The 4,883-nt window shown below is 50.2% G+C and carries 4 protein-coding genes; 1 reads left to right on the top strand and 3 read right to left on the bottom strand.

The features are described from left to right. Positions 1–357: GDP-mannose 4,6-dehydratase (locus tag BBOU_RS03930; RefSeq protein ID WP_035142622.1), on the bottom strand; the 357-nt coding region annotated here is incomplete at its 3' end. A 254-nt stretch (positions 358–611) separates the two neighbouring features. Here BBOU_RS03930 and BBOU_RS03925 point away from each other — a divergent pair. Continuing rightward, entirely contained in the window at positions 612–3,038 is a 2,427-nt protein-coding gene (locus BBOU_RS03925; RefSeq protein ID WP_051616919.1) for a GH25 family lysozyme, read from the top strand. 62 nt (positions 3,039–3,100) lie between these two features. Here BBOU_RS03925 and BBOU_RS03920 read toward each other — a convergent pair whose 3' ends face one another. Both BBOU_RS03920 and BBOU_RS03915 read right to left on the bottom strand, forming a co-directional pair. Continuing rightward, positions 3,101–4,111: a glycosyltransferase family 2 protein gene (locus BBOU_RS03920; protein WP_081815591.1), complete on the bottom strand. Its 1,011-nt coding sequence runs from the start codon at positions 4,109–4,111 to the stop codon at positions 3,101–3,103. Between the two features lie 189 nt (positions 4,112–4,300). Beyond that, the coding region (locus BBOU_RS03915) for a C40 family peptidase (RefSeq protein WP_035142621.1) at positions 4,301–4,883 on the bottom strand (583 nt) is incomplete at its 5' end.

Genomic DNA, 4,883 nt, shown 5'->3' with positions numbered 1-4,883 from the left:
CCTGCGCACCGCCTCCAGCAGGCGGAACGTGCCCACCACGTTCGTGCGCACGAACGGCTCCGGATCCGCGATCGAATTGTCATTATGCGACTCCGCGGCGTAATGCACGATCGCGTCATGCCCCGGCACGATTTCGTCAAGCAATTCCGCGTCGCAGATGTCGCCCTTCACGAAATCCATGCGATCCGACGGGATGCCCGCCAGGTTCTCCAGGTTGCCCGCATACGTCAGCTTGTCCAGCACCGTCACATGCGTCTGGGGATGATGATCCACCACCCAATGCACGAAATTCGAACCAATGAAACCAGCCCCACCAGTAACAATGATGGAGTGCGGGGCGAAAGGGCGGCTGGTCATAAAATGCTGCTGCATAAGGCTAACGGTATATGAGGGATATGATGAGTCGTATTCAAGCTGTGTCGGCCAATGTGCTGGGCAAACTTGCATTGAATCATTCTTTTCATGACGGTATCGAAAAGAACCGAATGTGACGAGAATTGTTTCTCTTGTTCTGCGGATATCATAAGAACATAGGTGTGCCCTGATTCGAGCAACGCCTTCCGTGTACGTACTGAGTTGCCGGATAAGGTGGAGGAAAGGAACACTTCGACATGGCTTGGAAGAGAATGCGGTCAGTCGTTGCGACAGCGGCTGCGGCAATGATTTGCGCGGGGGTACTTGCTTCATGCGGAACATCAGGTTCTGCAGCGGATAAGGCGGTTGATACGGTGCTATCCGCGTCAGAATCATCGGACGGGGCAAGTAGCGTTTCGGCGGTTACTGCCGCTGGAAATACGTCTGATGCGACCGATGCCATGCCGAATAATCCTTCTCAGGAACTGCCGGATTCGGTGGATTCGTCGATTCCGAACAATGCAACTGTGGTTTCTTCAGATCTTGCTGTCACCAAAGACGGTACAGTGAAGGATCTCGAGACCGGTGAGACCGTCACTGATCCTAAGATCGTCGGGACTGAAGACACGCCCCCAGATCCGCTCGCCAAGACCAACGGACAGCGGTTCATCCCAGTGTCAGTGAAGACCGTGCGCAATGCTATCAAGGACCAAGCGAACACCGAGACTTCGGCATCGAAGTCAACAACGCTGTCATCCGCAGGTTCGAGTGTGATGTCTGCCGTGTTGAAATCCAGCACGTCAACGTCGGTGAAGCAGACTGCGTTGCAGAATAACGAATATGGTGCGTATTGGGGAACCTACAGTGGTACACAAGCGTTCTTCGAAAAAGGCGGTACCCTGTTCGCACAGAACGCCAAAGGTGTGATTGACGTCTCGGAGCACAACGGCTCAATTGATTGGGCGAGCGCGAAAGCAGCTGGGGTCCAAGGCGCGATAATCCGGCTTGGTTTCGGATGGGGTGGTCGTTTGGATTATCAGGCACAACGGAATATCAGTGAGTGTAAGAGACTTGCGATACCTTTTGGCATTTATTGGTACTCATATGCTTATGGGGCTGCCAATGCGGATAGTGAAGCGGATACCCTGATATCGCAGCTTAACAAACTTGGCGTGAACCCATCCGATTTATCGTATCCAGTGTTCTACGATTTGGAAGGTTGGACTTGGACCGGACATAGCCATCCTACGAACCCATCGGTATACCAAAGTATCGTGGATGCGTGGTGGTCGAAAGTGCATGCTGCCGGCTTTACCAATCTTGGCGTATACTCATATGCCAGTTATCTTGCGGGACCGTTAAATACGAGTGATATTCATACGAAAACTCAGTGGGTGGCGAGCTACGGCCCTCGTGTGGGGTTCTCGTTTAAGAATGTCGGTATGATTAAAGGATGGCAATATGCCGATAATGGTTCAATCCCCGGTATCTCTGGTTATGTGGATTTGAATGCGTTTAACAGTAAGGAAGTCGCCGGGGCTTCTCCTGCTTCTCTTGGATCTGTTCGCATTGACGTGCCGCAGGGAAAGTATTATCTCGTGAGTTCATATCCAAGTAAGACTATGGATATAGCGTGGGCGAGCGATGAAGACTTGGCTTCTGCGGAACTATGGCAGTATAACGGGAACGCGAACCAACTATTTCAGATAATATCTGCGGGGAACCACAGGTATTCTATTCGTGCTGTGCATTCCGGGAAAGCGCTTGATGCTGCAGGCCCATCTTATGCAAATGGAACGAAAATCATTCAATATTCGCCGAATGGCGGGGAAAATCAGCTTTGGGAGTTTTACAAGAATACTGATGGAACGGTTTTTATTCTCTCGGTATTCGGTGGCAACAAGAACCGTGTGATTGATGTCACTGGAGGCAACGGCGCAGATGGAACGTTAATGGAGTTGTGGGCGCTGAACGGTGGCAGTAACCAGCGATTTAGACTTGTGCCTGAGAACGCCTATCGTTCTGGTGCAAATGGCTGGGTCTCTATTGCTGGCACAACGTATTGGTATATGAACGGTGTGAAAGCTGTGTCTTGCGAGGGCTTTGACCCATCGACAGGGCATTGGTATTATTTCAATTCATCCGGTCAGCGGGTCTCGGGGCGTGTTGATCTCAGCGATGGGCGGCATGTGTATTATGACCCTTCAACTTTCGCAATGGTCCATGGGGAACGGTTCCTTTCCGGATATTGGTATTACTTCGATTCCCGGACTGGTGCAATGGCGCGGAACAACGATATATGGCTGGCATCAGGAAATAAGTGGGTAAGATACGATGCAAATGGTCGGATGGTATATGGTGAAAATTACCATAATGGATACTGGTATTATTTCGATAATAATACCGGTGCTATGGTGAAAGGCTGGAAGTATCTATCAGAAGGGCATAAATGGGTATATTACGATCTGTATTGGGGACGTATGTTGCATGGCGAAGCATGCATCAACGGCAGTTGGTATTACTTCGATCCAGTGACTGGTGCAACGGCATACGGTTGGAAGAGGCTGCCTGATGGTCGTACAGTGTATTACCATCCCCAGTATGGTGTGATGCTGAAAGGTCGGCAGGTAATCAACGGTAGGTCCTACTTCTTTGATTCGGTTACTGGAGCGCTCCGGCAGTGAGAGATGAGTCTTGTAATATTTTCGGCTTCCGAGGTCGTTTTCGGGAGCCGAAAATATAAGAATTAGATTTCTTCTTCGATGATATATCGAGGGCGATGTTTGGTTTCTATGTAGATTCTTCCAATGTACTCTCCCACAATTCCAAGAGACACCAGGATCAACCCACCAAGAATCCATATCGAAAACATCATGGACCCCCATCCGGCAATCGCGTGACCAGTGCATATGGAGACGATGGTGTATATCAGCATGATGAATCCAACAATCACGGAAAGAAAACCCGTGGTGGTAATCATGTGGAGTGGCTTGACTGAGAATGAAGTGATACCTTCGAGCGCGAATGAAATCATTTTGGACAAAGGATATTTTGATTCACCCGCTGCTCGTATCCCTCGCTTGTAGAAAACCTTGTCCGATTTGAATCCGAGCGAGGGCACGATGCCACGCAAGAATAGATTGGCTTCCGAGTACTGTGACAGGGCGCGTATCGCGGTGTTGCTCATCAGTCGGAAATCGGCATGATCTGGTATGGTGTCAGCTCCCATCCAAGTCATGAGTTTGTAGAATGATTCAGCAGTTAAACGCTTGAATGCTGTATCGGTATCTCGATTATTCCGGACACCGTACACGATTTCGTTGCCTGCCCGATATGATTCGACCATACCGTCGATGGCGCTAGGATCATCTTGCAAATCGGCATCCATAGAGATTGCGGCGTCGCATCCCCTGCGCAATGATTCCATCAGACCGGCATACACAGCATTCTGGTGGCCGCGATTATGTGAGAATTTCACGGCGTGAAACATCTCGGGGTCGGCCGTATGGAGGTTACTGGCTATTTTCCATGTACGGTCTTTTGAGCCGTCATCTATAAGCAGGATAAAGCTCTTTGCGCTGATCTGTCGGCGTGTACTTAAGTATCGTAACTTTTCGGACAATACCGAGGCTGTCTGTTCGAGTACGGGCTCCTCATTGTAACAAGGAATGACCATTGCCAGAACTGGGGCAGGCCTGGTGGGTTCTGCCGCTGTTTCTCCAGACGTGATGATTGAAGGGCTGGATTCTTGTGTCATGCCCGCCAGTCTAGTTCATGGGGAGAACGTACACTGCCGAAGACTGATAAAATCGTTGTCACTCAGGCGGCGACTCGTATTGTGAAGATGAGAAGACACCAAGAAGTTCAATGTATATAGGAAAGGCACTGCGTATGAACCCCGCAGCGTAATGAGGAACGCAGTGCCTTTGCCGGATTATTCATTGGATTAGATGAACAATCTGCCTATCCCTCGAACCGACCAACGCCATATCGAATCATATTCAACGTGCGGTGGATACGCGTTGATAATTGTGTCGTTGCCAAGATAGATTGCAACATGCCCAGGATAGAACACAAGATCTCCGCGTCGGCGATCGGCGACTGCTACTTTCATGATTCTGGGATCATTCCACATATTGTTCGCATCATGGTCTTGCCAAGCTTGGAAACGGTGATCGTAAGCATTGTACGGTGTTTGCATGCCGACTGATTCCATGCTGGAGATGACGAGCCCCGCACAATCAGAGCCGCCGCCGGGCCATAAGGCATAATCCCATCTGTAAGGGCTACCGAGGTAACTCAGCGCAGTGTTGACGAAAATGTTGATTGCATCCTCGCGGCTGCCGTCCACGCTGAGTCTTGATGGCTGGATGTAAGAGAACATGCCCTGGCCGACTTTATTGACATTCTTTGATGAAACTTGATAGAAGGCTGCAGGGTTCTGCCATCCAATTTTGCCCGGGGTATTGCCTTGGAGCTTTCCGTCTGCGCCGGTCCAGCACCATTTCCCCCAGTGTGGTATGTACACG

This window comes from Bifidobacterium boum (assembly GCF_000741535.1).
Classification (GTDB): domain Bacteria; phylum Actinomycetota; class Actinomycetes; order Actinomycetales; family Bifidobacteriaceae; genus Bifidobacterium; species Bifidobacterium boum.
The sequence above is the reverse complement of the archived record's forward strand: the minus strand, read 5'-3'. Positions and strand labels throughout refer to the sequence as shown.

What these genes read in the sequence shown, in the direction of transcription:
- BBOU_RS03925 (WP_051616919.1), top strand. Translation starts at nt 612, where the DNA reads ATGGCTTGGAAGAGAATGCGGTCAGTCGTTGCGACAGCGGCTGCGGCA.
- BBOU_RS03920 (WP_081815591.1), bottom strand. Translation starts at nt 4,111, where the DNA reads ATGACACAAGAATCCAGCCCTTCAATCATCACGTCTGGAGAAACAGCG.